The organism is Streptacidiphilus jiangxiensis (genome assembly GCF_900109465.1).
GTDB classification, from domain to species: Bacteria; Actinomycetota; Actinomycetes; order Streptomycetales; family Streptomycetaceae; genus Streptacidiphilus; species Streptacidiphilus jiangxiensis.
On sequence record NZ_FOAZ01000024.1, the window covers coordinates 1 to 18563 of the forward strand.

General features: G+C 73.9%; 13 protein-coding genes, 1 tRNA gene and 1 pseudogene. 4 read left to right on the forward strand and 11 right to left on the reverse strand.

The genetic code is table 11. The features are described from left to right. Nucleotides 1-22 precede the first annotated feature (22 nt). A tRNA-Val gene (locus tag BMY61_RS34580) sits at nt 23-97 on the forward strand. Nucleotides 98-241: 144 nt separating this feature from the next. Here BMY61_RS34580 and BMY61_RS45540 read toward each other — a convergent pair. Then, entirely contained in the window at nt 242-427 is a 186-nt protein-coding gene (locus BMY61_RS45540; RefSeq protein ID WP_143094676.1) for a hypothetical protein, read from the reverse strand. 408 nt (nt 428-835) lie between these two features. Here BMY61_RS45540 and BMY61_RS48065 point away from each other — a divergent pair. Further along, a pseudogene (locus tag BMY61_RS48065) lies at nt 836-1675 on the forward strand (serine/threonine-protein kinase); the annotation flags it as partial. 1475 nt (nt 1676-3150) lie between these two features. On the opposite strand, the gene BMY61_RS48675 reads toward BMY61_RS48065, so the two are convergent. Then, on the reverse strand, nt 3151-3675 hold the full coding sequence (locus tag BMY61_RS48675; protein ID WP_075004184.1) for a MerR family transcriptional regulator: 525 nt from the start codon (nt 3673-3675) through the stop codon (nt 3151-3153). A 111-nt stretch (nt 3676-3786) separates the two neighbouring features. On the opposite strand from BMY61_RS48675, the gene BMY61_RS34595 reads away from it, so the two are divergent. Next, nucleotides 3787-4572 carry an amidohydrolase family protein gene (locus tag BMY61_RS34595; RefSeq protein ID WP_042449825.1) on the forward strand — a complete coding sequence of 262 codons (786 nt, stop codon included), beginning with the start codon at nt 3787-3789 and terminating at the stop codon, nt 4570-4572. A gap of 13 nt (nt 4573-4585) precedes the next feature. On the opposite strand, the gene BMY61_RS34600 is transcribed toward BMY61_RS34595, so the two are convergent. From BMY61_RS34600 to BMY61_RS34640, 9 genes are all read right to left on the reverse strand, one after another. Further along, entirely contained in the window at nt 4586-5389 is an 804-nt protein-coding gene (locus tag BMY61_RS34600; protein WP_042449827.1) for a TrmH family RNA methyltransferase, read from the reverse strand. Nucleotides 5390-5412: 23 nt separating this feature from the next. Continuing rightward, the gene (cobA, locus tag BMY61_RS34605) at nt 5413-6639 is read right to left on the reverse strand and encodes a uroporphyrinogen-III C-methyltransferase (protein WP_042449829.1); all 1227 of its coding nucleotides are present in this window, start codon (nt 6637-6639) and stop codon (nt 5413-5415) included. 195 nt (nt 6640-6834) lie between these two features. Further along, nucleotides 6835-10611: a nicotinate-nucleotide--dimethylbenzimidazole phosphoribosyltransferase gene (cobT, locus tag BMY61_RS34610; RefSeq protein ID WP_042449831.1), complete on the reverse strand. Its 3777-nt coding sequence runs from the start codon at nt 10609-10611 to the stop codon at nt 6835-6837. Nucleotides 10612-10962: 351 nt separating this feature from the next. Beyond that, nucleotides 10963-12180 (reverse strand): precorrin-6y C5,15-methyltransferase (decarboxylating) subunit CbiE, encoded by a 1218-nt coding sequence (gene cbiE, locus BMY61_RS34615; protein WP_042449834.1) that lies wholly within the window; start codon nt 12178-12180, stop codon nt 10963-10965. 223 nt (nt 12181-12403) lie between these two features. After that, nucleotides 12404-13024, reverse strand: a complete 621-nt coding sequence (locus BMY61_RS34620) for a GNAT family N-acetyltransferase (protein WP_042449836.1) — start codon at nt 13022-13024, stop codon at nt 12404-12406. Nucleotides 13025-13126: 102 nt separating this feature from the next. After that, a complete protein-coding gene (locus tag BMY61_RS34625) occupies nt 13127-13972 on the reverse strand; it encodes a MetQ/NlpA family ABC transporter substrate-binding protein (RefSeq protein WP_042449839.1) in 846 nt (281 codons plus the stop codon). 35 nt (nt 13973-14007) lie between these two features. Next, nucleotides 14008-14778 (reverse strand): methionine ABC transporter permease, encoded by a 771-nt coding sequence (locus BMY61_RS34630; RefSeq protein ID WP_075004185.1) that lies wholly within the window; start codon nt 14776-14778, stop codon nt 14008-14010. Continuing rightward, the gene (locus tag BMY61_RS34635) at nt 14778-15887 is read right to left on the reverse strand and encodes a methionine ABC transporter ATP-binding protein (RefSeq protein ID WP_082015116.1); all 1110 of its coding nucleotides are present in this window, start codon (nt 15885-15887) and stop codon (nt 14778-14780) included. Before BMY61_RS34635 ends, BMY61_RS34630 begins: the two co-directional genes overlap by 1 nt. Before the next feature lie 373 nt (nt 15888-16260). After that, the gene (locus BMY61_RS34640; protein ID WP_042449841.1) at nt 16261-16773 is read right to left on the reverse strand and encodes a GNAT family N-acetyltransferase; all 513 of its coding nucleotides are present in this window, start codon (nt 16771-16773) and stop codon (nt 16261-16263) included. A gap of 243 nt (nt 16774-17016) precedes the next feature. Here BMY61_RS34640 and BMY61_RS34645 point away from each other — a divergent pair, with 243 nt between their 5' ends. Next, complete coding sequence (locus tag BMY61_RS34645) at nt 17017-18501, forward strand: FAD-dependent monooxygenase (protein ID WP_042449843.1); 1485 nt, start codon at nt 17017-17019, stop codon at nt 18499-18501. Nucleotides 18502-18563 lie beyond the last annotated feature (62 nt).

Below are 18563 nucleotides of genomic sequence, written 5' to 3' on the forward strand. Positions count from 1 at the left end.
ACCGCAGTACGCAGTACCACCCGCGCGATTAGCTCAGCGGGAGAGCGCTTCCCTGACACGGAAGAGGTCACTGGTTCAATCCCAGTATCGCGCACCAGAGCAGGTCAGAAGGGCCCCGACAGCTGTCGGGGCCCTTCTGCATCCCCGCGAGGATGCGACAGAAAGTGCGGGCGGCGAGCCCGGTCAGCCCTCACCGACAGACCGGACCCGCCTCCCGCGGTCCTTGGAGATGCAGCGCGGCTCAGTGGCCGATCAGCTGCACCATGGTGTTCGCCTGAAGGGCGAACTGGTGCCAACCCCCGAAGGCGTAGGCGAGCAGCGCGGCGACAGGCAGCGCGATCGCGAGCGCGACCAAGGGGTTCCTGGTGCCCTCACCCGTCGGCCGACGCCGACGTGGCGGGCGACTCCCGGTCTCCTGCATCGCCATAGCTGACTCCCCCATCCACCGTTTCGTCGTCATCGTCTCGTCATCCGCGTCTGGGCGCGGCGGGCCAAGATCCTCGGGGGACGAGCGTCCTGCCCACCGCGCAACAACAACGTTAGGCGGCTGCTTGTTCCCGGTCGTCATGCCAACGCAGGGTCCTGTGGGCCGCCCCAGGGAGGAGCCTCCGACCTGAGAAGTACTACCCCAGGTGGAGACCGCCCCGGGGAGCGTCTCAGGGTTGTCCCTGAGACGCCCGCGCGCCGTCCCGGCGGGCCGCAAGGTGTTGCGTATCAGCACACCGGCTCGCGCAGTCCGTAAGCTGTCGTCCTGGCAATCGGCAATCCGTGCTCGGGCATGCCCAGCACACCCCCGGCGACGGGGACCTGACGGTGGGACGGCGACGTGACGAAGATGCGGCTCCGGCGCGAGGACCCGCGGCTCGTCGGGCCCTACCGCCTCACCCGCCGGCTCGGCGCGGGCGGCATGGGTGTCGTCTTCCTCGGGTCGGACCGCAAGGGACAGAAGGTCGCGCTCAAGCTGATCCGGGCCGAGCTGGCCGAGGACTCGGAGTTCCGTACCCGGTTCGCCCGCGAGGTCGCCGCCGCCGCGCGGATCCGGGGCGGCTGCATCGCCCGGCTGGTCTCCTCGGACATCGAGGCCGAGCGCCCGTGGCTCGCCACGGTGTACGTACCCGGCCCCTCGCTCTACAAGCGCGTCGGCGACGAGGGACCACTGCCCTGGGCGGAGGTGGCCGCGATCGGCTCGGCGCTGGCCGACGGCCTCGCCCAGGTCCACGACGCGGGGGTCGTGCACCGCGACCTCAAGCCCTCGAACATCCTGCTCTCCCCCAAGGGCCCCCGGATCATCGACTTCGGCATCGCCTGGTCCAGCGGCGCCAGCACGCTCACGCACGTCGGCACGGCGGTCGGCTCCCCCGGCTTCCTCGCGCCGGAGCAGGTGCGCGGCGTCTCCGTGACGGGCGCGACGGACGTCTTCGCCCTCGGCAGCACCCTCGTCTACGCGGCGACCGGCGACACGCCCTTCGGTTCGGGCAGCTCCGAGGTGATGCTCTATCGGGTCGTGCACGAGGAGCCGGACCTGACGGGCGTTCCGGCCGCGCTCGCGCCGCTGATCCGCGCCTGCCTGGCCAAGGATCCGGCCGACCGGCCCACCCCGCTCCAGGTCCACGAGCGCCTGCACGACCTCGCGGTGCGCGGGGCGGCGATCGGGCGCAGCATCGCGCCCGCGCCGCACGCCGCGCGCGGCGGCGCGCCGGAGTACGGCGACGCGGGCCCGCACGGTGGGCCGGAGGGTCCTGCGCACGACGGATACGGCCGCGGCGGAGCGGAGCACCCCGACCGCAACGGTCCGGCGGGCGACCGTCGCGGCGCGGCTCCCGCGCACCCGCGGGTGTCTCCACGCGGTGGCGCGGCCACGCCGCGCCGCGCGGGCGGCCCCGGGAGTGGCGCGGCGGCCTTCCCGGCCGGTTCCCCCGGCGGTGGCGCCGACTCCTCCGGTGCGGGCCGGAGCGGACCGGGTTCCCGTCCGGTCGGCGCGGGCGGGAGCGGTGGACGTGCGGGCGCGCGGCCCGGCGAGGCTCCGCTCTCCCACGACCCGGGCGCGGCCCGGCGCCCCGCGCCAGGGCGACGTCCGCTGCCGCCGACGATGCGCGAGCCCGTCGAGGGGTTCGTTGCCGAGGGCCACGGCAGCGGTCGCAGGTCGGCCCCGGGCCAGCCGCCCCGCAGACCCGGCGATCCGGCACGGCGCGAGCCCTCCGAGGGGTTCGCCGCCGAGAGCCACGGCAGCGGCCGCCGGCCGGCCCCCGGCGAGCAGACCCGCCGACCCGCCGATCCCGCACGGCGCGAGCCCGTCGAGGGGTTCGCCGCCGAGAGCCACGGCAGCGGCCGCCGGCCCGCGCCGGGCGAGCAGACCCGCCGACCCGCCGATCCCGCACGACGTCCCCCCGTCGACGGATTCACCGGCGAGAGCCGCAGCGGTGGCCGCAGGCCGGCCCCCGGCGAGCAGCCGCGGCGTCCCGCGGCGGCGGGCGGCGCACGCACGCCCTCCCCGCGCCCGGCCCGCAAGCCGTCCGGCGCGCCCTCCCGCACCCCCGCACCGGGCCGCCCCGGCGGTCCCGCGGCGCGACGCCGGCTGCTGCGGCAGCGGCTGATCGTCTTCGTCACCGTGACGCTCGGGGTGGCCCTGGCCATCGCCACCGCGCAGGGCTGCGAGAACCGGACGGCCAAGGGCAGCGGCCCGGCGGGGTCGCCGCAGGGCGTCACCGCGTCCGCGGCGGCGCCGGTGTCGGCGCAGGACGCCTCGGCGGGGCTCACCGCGGTCGCCACGGGCGACGCGGCGGCCCAGGCGGTCGCGGCGGTGGACTGGGGTTCGCGCTCCTACCAGGACCCGGCCGACGGCTCGCGGATCGACCTGGCGAACGGTCACGGCACGGGCCCCGGTGCCCCGGTGACGCTCACCACGGTGCTGCCCGCGCGCTACCAGGGCGACACGGCGGCCGTGGTCGTGCTGACCCGTCGGGACCGCGCCGTCCCCGAGGACATGATCGAGCTCTACCGGCTCCGCAGTGGTGCAGAACCGGTTCTGCTGGCCGCCCACGCCACCACCGGCGACCCCAACGGCACCAGTCTCTGGCTGATCCAGAACGGTGCCGTGCTGCGCGAGGAGCGCACCCCGCAGAGCGGCACCCGCACCGTCAGCACCACCCGTTACACGGTGGCCGCGAAGGGCACCATGACCGAGACCTGGCCCGGCACCGGCGCGGCCTCCGCGCCCGCGGCCCCGTCCGCCTCCGCCTCGGGCTCCCCCACCGCCTCGGCCTCCGCCCAGGCGCTCGGCGGACCGGCGACCCCCGGCCCGGGGATCGGCTGACCCAGGCTCTGCCCGTCCCGCTCCGTCGCGGCGATGGCGGCGCGGAGCGTGGCCCGAACCTGGTCGAGCTCGGCGGCGCGCTCGTCGAGGCGGACCAGCTGGCCGCGGAGCCGGTCCAGGACGCCCGGGCAGGCCCGCACCGAGCCGTCCTCCCGGCCACAGGGCAGGATCTGCCGGATCAGCGCCGTGGACAGGCCCGCCGCCAGCAGCGCGCGGATCCGGCGGACGGTCTCGTCGGCCCCCGGCGGGTAGTCGCGGTAGCCGTTCGGCAGGCGCTCGGAGGCGAGCAGCCCGACCCGCTCGTAGTAGCGCAACAGCCGCTCGCTGGTGCCCGTGCGTTCCGCCAGCTGCCCGATCCGCATGCCTGCCGCTCCCCCTCGCGCTTGACCTTGACACGGTGTCAACGTTCGACACTGGGGCCCGCATGCCGCACCCCGCGGCGGTGACCGGTCCCGCCCTGCCAGGAGAATACGTTGATCATCGACGCCCACAGCCACGTCCACGCCCCGGTCGCCGACCACATCGCCCTGCTCGACGAGGCCGGGATCGACCGCGCGGTCCTTTTCGGCACCCGGCCGCATCCGGAGCGGGCAACGGATCTCGCCTCGTTCCGGCAGGAGATGGCGGTGCTCCACGAGACCGTCACCGGCACGGCCGTCGGCGCGGAGGTGTTCGAGGCGGCCCGGCAGGAGCTGGAGGCCGCGATCGCGGCGCACCCGGACCGGTTCATCGGCTTCGCCAAGGTGCGGCTGGACCTGCCGCCCGAGCAGGTCGCGGCGCAGGTCGAGCGGGACGTGGTCGGCCGGGGCTTCCGCGGCGTCGGGGAGCTGACCCCGCCGCCGGGCGGGGCCGCGCTGGTCGAGCCGGTGCTCGCCGCCGCCGCGGACCACGGCGGGCTGCCGGTCGTCGTGCACGGCTACGCGCCCACCACGGCCGAGGACCTCGCCACGCTGGCCTCGCTGGCGCGGCGGCACCCGCGCGTCCCGTTGGTGATCAGTCAGCTCGGCGGACTCAACTGGCTGACCGCGATCGAGCTGGCCCGGGAGACGCCGAACCTGTACCTGGACCTGTCCACCGCCCCGGTGATCCTCGCCGTTCGCCTGGCGGTCGCGGAGCTGCCCGACCGCGTGCTGTTCGGCTCGGACGCCCCCTACGGCGACCCCGTGCTCGCCCGGATGACCGTCGAGCGCGGGACGGAGCCGGGCGCGCTGCGCGACCGCGTGCTCGGCGGGACGCTCGCCGAGTTGCTCGGGCTGTGAGCCCTGTCCCGGTTCAGCCGCGAGTGGCGTAGAACGCCACCGCGGAGGCGGCGGCCACGTTGAGGGAGTCCACACCGTTGGACATGGGGATGGTGACCCACTCGTCCGCCGCCCGCAGGGCGGCCGTGCTGAGGCCGTTGCCCTCGGTGCCGAAGAGCAGCGCGACGCGGTCGTGTCGACGGGCCGCGAACTCGTCCAGCGAGACGGAGTTGTCCGCCAGGCAGAACGCCGCGATGGTGAAGCCCGCGTCGCGCAGCGCGGTCAGCCCGTCCGGCCAGGAGTCGAGGACGGCGTAGGGCAGACCGAGAGTCGCGCCCATCGACACCTTGACCGCCCGCCGGTAGAGCGGGTCCGCACAGCGCGGGCTGAGCAGGATCGCGTCGACGCCCAGCGCGGCGGCGTTGCGGAACGCGGCGCCGATGTTGGCGTGGTCGACGAGGTCCTCGAAGACCGCGACGCGGTGGGCGCCGACCAGGATGTCCTTGACGTCCGCGGCCGGCTTGCGCTGCATCGAGGCGAGGGCGCCGCGGTGCACGTGGTAGCCCGTCACCTGCTCGGCGACGGCGGGCGTCACCGCGTAGACGGGCGCCGGGACCTCGTCGATGACGTCCTTCATCTGGTCGATCCACTTGGCCGAGAGCAGCATCGACCGCATCCGGTAGCCCGCGATCCGGGCACGCCGGATCACCTTCTCGCCCTCGGCGATGAACAGGCCCTCCTCCGGCTCGCGGCGGCGGCGCAGTTCCACGTCGGTGAGCGAGACGTAGTCGTGGAGGCGCGGGTCCTCCGGGTCCTCGATGGTGATGAGCTCGGCCACGGGTCGATCCTGCCTGCTCCGGCTCAGCCTGCCAAGGCGACGACGTCGCCGATCACCACGATCGACGGCGGACGGATGCCCTCCGCCTCGACCGTCTCGGCGACGGTCGCGAGCGTCGCCCGCACCACGCGCTGCGCGGCGGTGGTGCCCTCCTGGATCACCGCGACCGGCGTCTCCGGCGCGCGGCCGCCCGCGACCAGCGCGGCGGAGATGGCGCCGATCCGCTCCACGGCCATCAGCAGCACCAGGGTGCCGCGCATCTTCGCGGCCGCGTCCCAGTTGACCAGCGAGCGCGGGTCCTCCGGCGCGACGTGCCCGGAGATGACGGTGAACTCGTGCGTCACACCGCGGTGGGTGACGGGGATCCCGGCGGCGGCCGGGACGCTGATGGAGCTGGAGATGCCCGGCACGACGGTGACCGGTACGCCCGCCTCGGCGCAGGCGATCAGCTCCTCCATGCCGCGCCCGAAGACGTACGGGTCGCCGCCCTTGAGCCGGACCACGAACTTGCCCGCCCTGGCGTGCTCGATCAGCGCGTTGTTGATCGCCTCCTGCGCCATGTAGCGGCCGTAGGGGATCTTCGAGGCGTCGATCACCTCGACGTGCGGCGGCAGCTCGTCCAGCAGCTCGCGCGGGGCGAGGCGGTCGGCGACGACCACGTCGGCCTCGGCGAGCAGCCGGCGGCCCTTGACGGTGATCAGCTCCGGGTCGCCCGGCCCGCCGCCGACCAGGGCGACGCCGGCCGTGCGGCCGCGGTGGTGCGCGGCGAGGAGTGCGCCGTCGCGCACGCCGCTGACGATGGCGTCGCGCAGGGCGACGGAACGTCGCGGGTCACCGGAGAGCACCGCCACGACGGCCCCCTCGGCGCGCCCGCTCGCCGGGGTCCACGCCGTCGCCGCGGAGGCGTCGTCGCTGCGGGCGCAGAAGATGCGGCGCAGTTCGGCTTCGGCCGCGGCCTCCGCGTTCGTCTGCGGGTCCGAGGTGGCGATCATCACGTACCAGGCCTCGGCGAGGTCCCCGGCCTGGTAACCACGCTGCTCCCAGCGCAGCTCGCCGGCGTCCGCCATCGCCTGGACGGCGGGGGTGGTCCCGGGCGAGATCACCACGACGTCGGCCCCCGCGTTCAGCAGGGCCGGGAGCCGCCGCTGCGCGACGACGCCGCCACCGAGGACGACGACACGTCGTCCGGCAAGGCGCAGGCCTACCGGGTACGGCGGGGTGGTGTCGTCGTCGAGCGGGGCGGTAGGCATCGGCACTCCGGAGAACTCTTTGAAGGGACGTGGGGAACACTCAGGGGCGCGGGGAACTGCGCGAGACACCACCGGCGCGCGGATGGCCCTGCTCGTTCGGCCAGCCAGCTTCGTCGGTGGCTTGTCGCGCAGTTCCCCGCGCCCCTGGGTGGTGCAACTCAATGTAAGTGCAGAAGCGATTCGTCCGGGGACGAGCTAGTGCTTCTCGGTGACGCCCGCCGAGTCGAAGGTCGCCACCTCGTGCATGGCCCGCGCCGCCGACTGGACCAGCGGCAGAGCGAGCAGTGCGCCCGTGCCCTCGCCGAGGCGGAGGTCCAGGTCGATCAGCGGACGCAGACCGAGCTTGGCGAGAGCCGCCTTGTGCCCCGGCTCCGCCGAGCGGTGGCCGGCGATGCACGCCGCCAGGACCTCCGGCGCGATCGCCTTGGCGACGAGCGCCGCCGAACCGGCGATGACACCGTCCAGGATGACCGGCGTGCGCAGCGACGCCGCGCCCAGCAGGAAGCCCGCGATCGCGGCGTGCTCCAGGCCGCCGACCGCCGCCAGGACACCGATCGGGTCGGACGGGTCCGGGCGGTGCAGCTCCAGCGCCTGACGGATGATCGCGACCTTGCGGGCGTGCGTCTCGTCGTCGATGCCCGTGCCGCGGCCGGTGACGGCCGCCGGGTCCTCGCCGGTGAAGACGGAGATCAGCGCCGCCGCAGCGGTGGTGTTCGCGATGCCCATGTCGCCGGTGACCAGCGCCTTGTTGCCCGCGGCGACCAGGTCGCGCGCGGTCTCGATGCCGACCTCCAGCGCCCGCATGGCCTCCTCGCGGGTCATCGCGGGGCCCTGCGTCATGTCGCCGGTGCCCGCGCGGACCTTGCGCGGCAGCAGGCCGGTGGTACGGCCGGAGTCGAGCGCCGGGGGCAGCTCGGAGGCGACGCCCACGTCGACGACGCAGACCTCGGCGCCCAGCTGGTTGGCGAAGGCGTTGATGACCGCCCCACCCGCCAGGAAGTTGCCGACCATCTGCGCGGTGACCTCCTGCGGCCACGGGGTGACGCCCTGGGCGTGCACGCCGTGGTCACCCGCGAAGATCGCGACGCAGGCGGGCTCCGGGATCGGCGGCGGGCACTTGCGGCTCAGCCCGCACAGCTGCGCGGAGATTATCTCCAGCATGCCCAGCGAGCCGGCCGGCTTGGTCATCCGCTTCTGGCGGTCCCAGGCCTCGCCGAGCGCCTTGGCGTCCAGCGGGCGGATGCCGCGCAGGGTCTCCTGGAGCACGCTGTGCGGCTCCTCGCCCGGCAGGGCGCGGCGGCCGTAGGTCTCCTCGTGGACCACCCAGGAGAGCGGGCGCTTCTTCGCCCAGCCGGCCTGCGCCAGCTCCGGCTCCTCCGGGAACTCGTCGACATAGCCGACGCAGAGGTAGGCGACGACCTCCAGGTGATCCGGCAGGCCGAGCTCGCGGACCAGCTCCACCTCGTCGAAGAAGCTGACCCAGCCGACGCCCAGGCCCTCGGCCCGCGCGGCCAGCCAGAGGTTCTCGACCGCGAGGGCGGCCGAGTACGGCGCCATCTGCGGCTGGGTGTGGCGGCCGAGGGTGTGGCGGCCGCCGCGGGTGCGGTCGGCCGTGACCACGATGTTGACCGGGGTCTCCCGGATGGCCTCGATCTTCAGTTCCTTGAACTGCTTGGCGCGGCCCTTGGGGAGCGACTCGGCGTAGATGTCGCGCTGACGCTCGGCCAGCTCGTGCATCCTGGCGCGGGTCTTGGCGGAGCGGATGACGACGAAGTCCCAGGGCTGGGAGTAGCCGACGCTGGGCGCGGTGTGCGCGGCCTCCAGGACCCGGATCAGCACCTCGTGCGGGATCGGGTCGGAGCGGAAGCCGTTGCGGATGTCGCGGCGCTCGCGCATGACGCGGTGGACGGCCTCACGCATGTCCTCGTCGTAGCCGGGGGCGGCGTCGCCGAGCGGTTCTTCCGCGTTGGCAGCCTCCGCGTCCGCGTCGACGTCCGCCGCCGCGGACGGCTCGGACTGCCCGGTGACCGCGTGGGTCTCGGCGCCTTCGCCCGCGACGGCGGCCGGCTCGGCACCGGCCGCGACCGGCGCCAGGCCCGACGCCTCGGCGGCGACGGGCTCGGGGCCGATCGCGGTCTCCTGCTGCGGCGCCTCGGCGGACGCGCCCGGCTGGGCCTCCTGCGACTCCGGCGCCTGCTCGACCACGACCTGATCCGCCACGTTCCCTGCCTCCACGTCCGACTCCACCGACGCCTCGACGACCGGATCGGCCGACGCCCGCGCCTCCTGCTCCCCCACCGACGCTGCGGTCTCCTCGGCGGCCACCTCGTTCTCCGGTACGGCGACCGGCTCCACGACCTCGGCGATCGGCTCCGCCACGGCCTCGACGGGCTCGGTCGGCGCGGCGACCGGCTCGCCGGTCAGCACGCCCATACCCAGGGCGGTCTCCTCCGGCTGAACCGGGGTCCGGGCCGGGGCCTGGACCGGGGCCTGCGAGGGCGGGGCGATGAAGGCGGCGATGCGGGACGTCTGCGCGCCGTTGGCGCGGCCCTGCGGCGGGACCACCGGCTCGGGCTCGCCCTCGGCCTCGGCGGCTCCGGGCTCGGCGAGGGCGACGGGCGTGGCCTCGGTCGCGACGACCGGCTCCATGACGAACGGCCCGGCGGCAGGCGCGGACGGCGCCTGGACGGCCTGCGGTTCGGCGGTCGGCTCGCCCTGGACCGGCGCCTGCTCGGCGGGGAGCTCGAGGCCTGGCTGCTCGGCGGCCGGCTGCGCCGCGACGACGGGCTCGAGCGGCGTGACCGGCTCGGTGGCGACGCTCGAGGCCGCGGCGACCGCGGCCTCGACCTGCGTGCTGGAGCCGCCCAACGTGCTGTCCGGGGACGGCATCTGCACGGGCACGGTAGCGGTGGCGGTGGCGGTGGCGGTGACCGTCGCGGCGACCGCGGACTGGTCCAGGTACTCGGGCGCGCCGGGCATGACACCGACGGCGGCCGGGACGGGCACGACCGGAGTGGGGACGCCGTAGGGGGGCGTGCCGGACGGGAGCGGGCCGTTGCCGCCGTGGCTGCTCGGGCCGCGGTCGGCGAGGGAGCGGACCGGCACCTGGCCCGTCATCAGGGACGGGTCCGGGATGGGCGGACCGGCGTGCAGCGGGCGTCGCGGCGCCGTCCCGGCGACCGGCTCAGGGTCCGACTCCTGGACGGGCGCGGCCTCCGAGGCCGTCTCCGCCGTCTCCGCCACGGCGGGCACGGCGGGCTCGGGCTCGACGACGGGTGCGATCGGCGTGACCGGCACGGGGACGGCGGGCGGCTCGACCACGAGGCCGGCCGTGGCCGCGTACGGCTCGCTCGGGTAGGACGGGGCCGCGTACGGGTCGACGGGCGCGCCCTCGGGGAAGCTTGCGACCGGGGCCGTCAGCGCGGAGTCGTCGACGGCGAGACCCGGCTGACCCAGCGAGGTGGGCAGCGGACCGGTCAACGGGTCGGTCAGCGGGTCGGTCAGCGGGTCGACGGCCAGGGACCCGTGCGGCGGCTGTGCGACGAGCGACTCACCCGTACCGGGAGGCGCCAACGGCGGCCACGAGGGCGCGGGCGGCTCGGCGTGCGCCGGGGCGTACATCGGCACACCCGGCTCGTAGGCGTTCTGCTCGTAGGGGGCCTGCTCGTAGGCGCCCTGGGGGAACGCGACCGGCGCGCCCGGGATGCCCGGCGCCACGGGAACGACGGGGGCCACCGGCGGGATCTGCCCCTGCGGGTACTCCTGACCGCGCGCGGCCTCGTTCCACGCGCCCTGCGGACCGGGCATGAGCAGCTCGTCCTCCTCCTCGTCGACCTCGTCGAGGAAGGTGTAAGCGGGCCGGACTCCCTGGGCCGCGCCCTGCTCGGCCGCGAACCCGTGGGGCTGCGGCACCTGCTCCGGCTCGACACCGGGGACCTGCCCCCCGAAGGGGACGTTGCCGGTCTCGCTCATGTCACTGGCTCCTTCCAGGGCCGCCTGGCGTCCATGGCACCGCGGTCAACGACCACGGCCACGGCACCCACCGTTCCGGTCCTCGCCTCACTGCGACGGACCGGTGCAAACCCCGCCCGCCACAAAGAAGAACGACAGAACCGGGGCAACCGGCACGATCGCCCCGGCCACACCGGCATTCTTCCGTCCCATCAGGGGCCATGGCCAACGCGCACGCCCGCCGGTGCTGTGGCTTCCGCCACGTTGCGCCGAGCCCCTCGGGAACACGGCGTCAGCCTACCTGTCGTCAGTGACGCCGGGCGCCACGGTCTTGCGCCCTGGACGGAGCCGTAGCGGAGTGGTAGCCGCCGGTCAGACCCGGTCGCCCCAGAGCACCCAGCTCGGTGCGGCCGCGCCCAACTGCCCCTCCGCGTCCAGCGGGGAGGACTGAACCAGGCTCCCCTCGGCGCGGTAGCCGGACCGGGCGAAGGCGCGCCGGACCTCCTCCAGCTCCGCCGTGGTGCGCGGGAGCGCGACGATCCGCTCCGGGCGCCGGGTCAGGCAGGCCTGCAGCACGGCCGCGCCCTGGCGGACCAGGACGGTGTCCGGCTCGGGCAGGTCGGCCAGCACGCCGGGTGCGGTGCCGAGCACCGTCTGCACCTCGACGCCCGCGCGGCGGGCGTTGACATCGAGTCGGGCGCAGGCGTCCGGGTCGCGGTCCACGGCGATCACGGCCGCGCCGCAGCGAGCGGCGTCCACCGCGAGCGCGCCGTCGCCGGCGCCCACGTCCCACACCAGGTCCCCCGGCCGCGGCCCGAGCCGGGCGAGCACCAGGGCCCGGACGGGCACGGGCAGCTCGCGCGTCCCCGCCCCGGGCCCGATGGCCGGCTCAGAAGGCAGCGCCCACCCGCGTCCGGCCTTCCCGGGGAAGTCGACCGGCCGCCCCGCGAGCCACCCGGACGGCGGCAGCGGGCCGCCGTTGCCGGAGCCACCTATGACCAGCACGACGTTGGGGTCCCGCCACAGGTGGTCGGGAACCCGGTCGGAGGTCAGCACGGTGACGTTCTCCTCGGGCGCGCCGAGGGCCTCGCAGATCACGAAGGTGCGGTGGACGTCACGCATCATCAGCGCGAGCTCGGAGGGCCCGGCGCCGGGCGCGGTCAGCACGGCCACCTTGGGGTGGGCGCGGCACACGTTCACCGCGCGGCGCAGTCCGCCGCGCCCGTGGGTGGAGACGACCTGCGCGTCGTCCCAGGGCATGCCCGCCCGCGCGAACGCGGCGGCGACGGCGGAGACGGCCGGCAGCACCTCCAGTTCCAGCCCGTACTCGGGCCGGCGCAGGGTCCGCACGACTCCGAAGAATCCGGGGTCCCCGTCCGCGACGACCACCGCGGTCCCGCGGTGGTCCGCGATCCGCCGCGCGACGAGCTCCACGCTGCCGAGCGCCATGCGTTCCACGCCGGGCGCGAGGGTCAGCTCGCGCAGGGGCCCGGGAGAGGCGGCGACAAGGGTGGCGGCGTCGATCGCGGCCCTGGCGGAATCGCTGAGCGGCGAACCGTCCCAGCCGATCACGGTGACCCGGTCAGCCATGGCGGTCGCTCCGCACGTTTCCCCCCACAGTCGATTTCCAGCCGCGGACAGGCTAACCGCAGACGGTCACTTGCACCTACCTCGGGGGCGCGGGGCTCTGCTGACTTGCGGCTCTCTCGCGCGGGCGCGAGAAACCCACCCGAGGGGGATGGCCCTGTCCGCTCGGGATCTCAAGGCCCACGGTGGCTTGTCGCGCAGTTCCTCGCGCCCCTGGGCTGAGCTCTCATCCCCAGTGCGGGTCGAGATCCTCCGGAAGCAGGCTCCAGACGATGAGGTCCGAGCGGGAGCCGTGTTCCGCGTCCGCGCCGCGGACGAGCCAGGCGTTGCGGAGGATGCCCTCGCTGATCGCGCCCAGCTTCTGGGCGACCAGCTGGGCCGCGGTGTTGCCCGCGGCCGTCCGCAACTCCAGGCGTTCGAACTTCTGGTCCTCGAAGAGCCAGCGGGCCACCGCATGCGTGATCTCCCCGGCGTACCCCTCGCCCCGGGCCCACGGCGCCGTGACGACCTGCAGCTCCGTGCTGCGCAGCCGCCAGTCCGTCGCGCGCAGGCGCACCGTGCCGACGAGACGCTGGGTCAGGAACTCCACCGCCGCCAGGGCAAGGCCGTCTCCGGAGACCCGCTGCCCCACCGACCGGCCCCGCACCCACGACTCCGCGTCCGCCACCGCGTACGGGTGCGGCACGGTGGTCCACTGGTGGACCAGCTCGTCGTTCATCATCTCCGCGAGGGAGGGGGCGTCGTCCAGGTCGAAGGCACGGAGCACCAGGCGATCGGTGTTGATCGTGATCTCCGGGAACGCCGGTGCGCATCCGGACGGCCCGGACGCCGCATCGCTGCTGCTCATGGAACGATCATGCTCCAGGGTGGGGGCCGCCGTCACCTCTTTGACTCGGCGTGCCGGGACGAGGAGGTGACGGCGTGTGGGAGAACGAGGCTACTCGCTCCCTCAGAAGGCCGGAATGACCGCGCCCGAGAAGGTCTGGTCGATGTACTGCTTGACCTGCGGGGAGTGCAGCAGCTCGGCCAGCTTCTTGACGCGCGGGTCGTTCTGCTCGCCCTTCTTGACGGCGAGGATGTTGGCGTAGGGGTTGTCCTGCGCCTTCTCCAGCAGCAGCGCGTCCTTCTTCGGGTTCAGCTTGGCGTCGAGCGCGTAGTTTCCGTTGATGACGGCCGCGTCGACGTCGCTGAGGGTGCGCGGCAGCTGGGCCGCGTCGATCTCCTGGAACTTCAGGTGCTTGGGGTTGTCCGTGATGTCGTCCGGGGTCGCCTCGAGGCCGGCGCCGCTCTTCAGCTTGATCAGGCCGTTGGCCGCCAGCAGGTCGAGCGCGCGGCCCTCGTTGGTGGCGTCGTTCGGGACGGCGACGGTGGCGCCGTCGGCGAGGGCGGCGACGGACTTCACCTTGCTCGAGTACAGGCCCAGCGGCTCCAGGTGGACGGTCTCGACGGAGACGATGTCGGTGCCGTGGGTCTTGTTGAAGTCGTCCAGGTAGGGCTGGTGCTGGAAGTAGTTGGCGTCGGCGGAGCCGTCCTGGACCGCGGTGTTGGGCGTGACGTAGTCGGTCACGACCTTGACCTGCAGGTTCAGGCCGGCCTTGGCGGCCAGGTTCTTCTGGATGTACTCGAGGATCTGCGCGTGCGGGGTGGGGCTCGCGACGACGACCAGCGGCTTGCTCGCGTCGTTGGACGAGCTTCCGGAGGACGAGGTCGACGAGGAGGAGCCGCAGGCGGCCAGGGTGAGGGCCAGCGCGGAGGTCGCGAGGGTGGCGGTGGTGAACTTCACGGAGGTGCGCACGAAAAGTGCCCTTCCAAAGAGTTGGTGCGGGTGGATCAGACGCGGGTGGAGCCGGTGAGCTCCGGTTCCCGCGCGGGGGTCTCCGCGGCCTTGGGGGCGGCGGAAATCTGGGGGGTGACCCGGCGTCGGAACGTCCGGCGGGTGGCGGGTCGCTTGTGGTCGAGGCTGCGGGCGAGGCCCTCGCCGACCAGTTGGACGAGCGTCACGAGGACGACCAGCTCGGCCGCGATGACCCACATGAAGGTGGTCTCGAAGCGCATGTAGCCGTAGTTGATGGCCAGGGTGCCGAGCCCGCCGCCGCCGACCGTGCCGGCCATGGCCGAGTAGCCGATCAGCGCGATGACGGTGGTGGTGAGCGACGAGACGAGCGCGGGCAGCGCCTCGGGCAGCAGGACCCTGCGGACGACCGTCCAGGTCGAGCCGCCCATGGCCTGGACGGCCTCGACCAGTCCGCCGTCGACGTCGGCGACGGCGGTCTCGACGAGCCGGGCGAAGAAGGGGATCGCGCCGATGGCCAGCGGCACGGTCGCGGCCTGCCAGCCGAGCGTGGTCCCGACGACCCAGCGGGTGAACGGGATGATCGCCACGATCAGGATGACGAAGGGCAGCGAGCGCCCGACGTTCACGACCGTGCCGACGGCCTTGTTGACCGGCGCGTTCTGCAGCAGGCCGTCGCGCCGGGTGAGCGCGAGCAACAGGCCGAGCGGGAGGCCGACCAGGACGGTGGCGAGGGTGGCCAGGCCGACCATCCACAGCGTCTCCTGGGTGGCCTGCACCAGCAGCGGCTGCATGTCGTTCCATCCCATCAGGCCGCTCCCTCGGCTCGTGCTCCGGCTCGGCTTCGCTCCGGCCGGGTGCCGACTCCGGTCGTGCCTCGCTGCGTCGACCCCCAACCTGCGCTGCGCCTCGACTCCGCACTCGCAATCACCTCCACCTGGAGGCCCTGCTCGCGCAGGTAGCCGATCGGGACGACGTTCTCCTCGAAGCTGCCGGGCAGCGAGACGCGCATCCGGCCGACCTGGCGGCCGCCGACGGTCTCGACGGCGGCGCCGATGATGCTGACGTCGACGTTGTAGGTGCGGGCCAGCTGGGAGATGAACGGCTGGGCCGTCGCGTCGCCCTGGAAGGTGATGTCGACGACGGTGCTGCCCTGCAGCGGCTCGCCCTCGCCCAGCGGGAAGAGCTCGCGGGCGAGCTCGGAGCCGGGCTGCTCCAGCAGCTCGGTGAGTGTGCCGGACTCGACCACGCGGCCGGCCCGCATCAGCGCGGCGGAGTCGCAGACGGACTTGATGACGTCCATCTCGTGGGTGATCAGCAGGATGGTGAGGCCGAGCTGCCGGTTGAGGTCGCGCAGCAGTTGGAGGACGGAGCGGGTGGTCTCCGGGTCCAGCGCGGAGGTCGCCTCGTCGGAGAGCAGCACCTTGGGGTCGCCGGCCAGGGCGCGGGCGATGCCGACGCGCTGCTTCTGACCGCCGGAGAGCTGCGCCGGGTAGGCCTTGGCCTTGTCGGCGAGGCCGACCAGGTCCAGCAGCTCGGCGACCCTGGCGGCACGCTCGCGTCGCGTCAGGCCGCTGAGCTCCAGCGGCAGTTCGACGTTCTCGGCCACCGTGCGACGGGCGAGGAGGTTGAAGTGCTGGAAGACCATGCCGATGGAGCGGCGGGTCTCGCGCAGCTCGGCGGGCGAGAGCGCGGTCAGCTCGCGGCCGTCGACCCGGACGCTGCCGGAGCTGGGGCGCTCCAGCAGGTTGACGCAGCGGATGAGGGTGGACTTGCCGGCGCCGCTGGTGCCGACGACGCCGTAGACCTCGCCCTGGCGGACGTGCAGGTCGACTCCGTCGAGTGCGGCGATCTCCGGATTCGAGCCGGGGCGGCCCTGGGCGCGGTAGACCTTACGCAGGTCAGAGGTGGTGATCACAGTGTTTCCGTGGGTCGGCGCGCGCAGCCGTCACTGCGGCTGGTTCACGCGGGAAGGGTGTGCGGAACGGCCCGGAGCGAGGCTCGACGGGCGCGGTGGTGCTGGGCGGAAGGGCTCAGCAGCCGCACATTCGACAACAGCGCATCATGCTGCGCATGCCACGACCACCTGCCGGCATCGCGCCGGTGATGTGGGTGTGCGTGGTCGTCGTCATGGACCACAGTTAAACAGATGGTCCGCAGATCACCCAAAAGGGACGTTCACACTGTGAGACGACTCATGGGACGAAGGCCGGGAAACCGAAGGGGCGCCTGGGAGGACCGGGATCGCGCCGCCCCGCGAACGTGGGGAGAGCCCGGGGCGGCGCGAGACGTCACGCGATCGCGGCGAACCGGTCGAGCGCCGGTTCGGTCCGCTTCTCCAGCACGATGAAGCTGAGCTTGCTGTTGACCTCCTCCACCTGCGTCTGGCGGTAGCCGAGGCGCTGGTAGAGACGCAGGTTGCCGAGGCTGCGGTGCCCGGTGAACAGCCGGTACCCGACGATCACCGTGCCGTCGGCGGCGAGCTGCTGCTCCATCGCGCGCAGCAGCCGACTGCCGAGCCCGTGCCGCTGCATCCGCGGGTGGACCATCAGCCGGCCGATCCGGCCCACGCCGTCGTCGTCGACCCGACCGCGCACGCTGCCCACGATCTCGTCACCCAGTCGGGCGACCAGCACGTGATGCTCCTTCAGTTCCGACCGCATGCTGTCCAGCGTCTGGGTCAGCGGGTCGATGGACCAGTCGCCGTAGAGCTCGGCCTCGCCCTGGTAGCACAGGAACTGCAGCTTCAGGATCCGCTCGGCGTCGTCCTCGGTGGCCACCGAGGTGGTCACGCTCATGCCCACGCGCGTCCTCCCTTTCTCGTGAGCCCGGTCGCGCGGGACTGAGGGGAGGCGACCGGGTTGCCCTGACCGGAGGTGTGGTCTGCCGGACGATCATGCGTCGTCAGCGGCAGACGTTCCAGTCCCCTTTACCCATCGGCCCCCGGATTGCAACCTCCGCCCAGGGGCCTTGTAATTCATCGACTGATGAATTACTGTCGGAACAGGTCGACACGGAGCACTCGGACAGCAATGGGGGAACACGCCATGGACACCGCACTGAACACCACTCGGAACCTCGACTACGACGTCCTGGTCGTCGGCGCGGGGCCGACGGGCCTGCTGCTCGCGGGCGACGTGGCAGCCGCCGGGCTCCGGGTCGCCGTGCTGGAGCGGCGCGTCGAGGAGTCCCAGCTCACCCGGGCCTTCGCCGTCCACGCCCGCACCCTGGAGGAGCTCGACGCCCGCGGCCTGGCCGAGGAGCTGCTGGAGACCGGCGCGCGGCTGCAGAGCCTCAGCATCTTCGGCGCCGTCAAGGTCGACATGAGCAGGCTCCCGAGCCGGTTCCCCGAGCTGCTGATCACCCCTCAGTACCAGACCGAGCGGGTCCTGCTGCGCCGCGCCCTGGACGCCGGCGCCACCGTGCTGCGCGGCGCCGAGGTCACCGCACTACGCCAGGACGCGGACGGCGTCGAGCTCGACGCCCGGATCGACGGCCAGGTCGTCACCTACCGCGCGGCCTACGCCGTCGGCAGCGACGGCGTGCGCAGCACCGTGCGACAGCTGCTCGGCGTCGACTACCCGGGCGAGTCGGCGATCTCCTCCGTGATGCTGGCCGACGTGCAGCTGGACACCACGCCGGAGGAGGTGCTGACCGTCGGCGCGAGCAAGGAGGGCTTCGCCTTCCTGGCGCCCTACGGCGACGGCTGGTACCGCATCCTCGCCTGGGACCGCTCCGCTCAGCTCCCCGACTCGGCGCCGGTGGACTTCGACGCCCTGTGCCGCCTGGTCACCACGGTCCTCGGCAAGGACTACGGGCTGCGCGACCCCCGCTTCGTCTCGCGCTTCCACAGCGACGAGCGGCAGGCCACGACGTACCGGGTCGGCCGGGTCTTCCTGGCCGGGGACGCGGCGCACTGCCACTCCCCCGCAGGCGGCCAGGGCATGAACACCGGCCTGCAGGACGCCGCGAACCTCGGCTGGAAGCTGGTCGCGGCGGTGCGCGGCTGGGCGGCGCCCGGCCTGCTCGACAGCTACCAGGCCGAGCGTCACCCCGTCGGCGCGCACGTCCTGCGGACCTCCGGGGGGCTGCTGCGGATCGCCATCGGCCAGTCCGCGCCACTGCGGCTCGCCCGCGCGCTGGCCAAGGCGTTCGGCCCGCACCTGACCCCGCTGGCCCGCCGCGGCGGCCTGGAGGTCTCCGGCATCTCCGTCTCCTACCGCGACCAGGCCCCCGCCGGCTCGCACCGCCTCGTCGGCGACCGCGCCGCGGACGTCCCGCTGGCCGCGGACCCGGACGACAAGGGCCCCACCCGCCTCTACGAGGCGCTGCGCGAGGGCCGCTTCGTCCTTGCCGGACCGAGCAGCGCCTCCCTCCCCGAAGACTGGTCCGACCGCGTCGTGTCGGCGACGGCCCCGAGCCTCACCCACGAGTGGGTCCTCGTCCGCCCGGACGGCTACGTGGCCTGGGCGGCCGACAACCCGTCCGCGGAGCAGCTCCAGGCGGGCCTGTCAGGTTGGCTCGGCGAGTAGCCCATCAGGGGCGCGGGGAACTGCGCGACAAGCCACTGATGTGCGGTTGGTCCTCACCAGCA